This window comes from Pseudomonas sp. AC229 (assembly GCF_979254655.1).
In genome coordinates this window covers 1-248 of sequence record NZ_CEEDHK010000080.1, presented here as the reverse complement: position 1 = coordinate 248, position 248 = coordinate 1, and the positions used below count along the sequence as shown (strand labels likewise).

At 66.9% G+C, this 248-nt stretch carries 1 protein-coding gene; it reads right to left on the bottom strand.

Annotated features, from left to right (window positions below; genetic code table 11):
- Positions 1 to 248: TolC family protein (locus AC0IW7_RS24930; RefSeq protein WP_471821532.1), on the bottom strand; the 248-nt coding region annotated here is incomplete at both ends.

Genomic DNA, 248 nt, shown 5'->3' with positions numbered 1-248 from the left:
GAACCGCGTGCCGAGGTAACGCCCAGGAAGCCGGCGATGTTGACCCGCGGGAACAGGTCAGCGGTGGCGACACCGACATGGGCAGTGGCCGCCGCCAGTTGCCGTTCGGCAATTCGCACGTCAGGACGACGGCGCAGCAATTCGGCTGGGTCGCCACTAGGCAGCGCTTTGGCAATGGCTGGAATCGCCCGTGGGCTCAAGTCCCCCGTCAATTGCTCAGGCCGCTGGCCCAGCAGCGTCGCTATGCG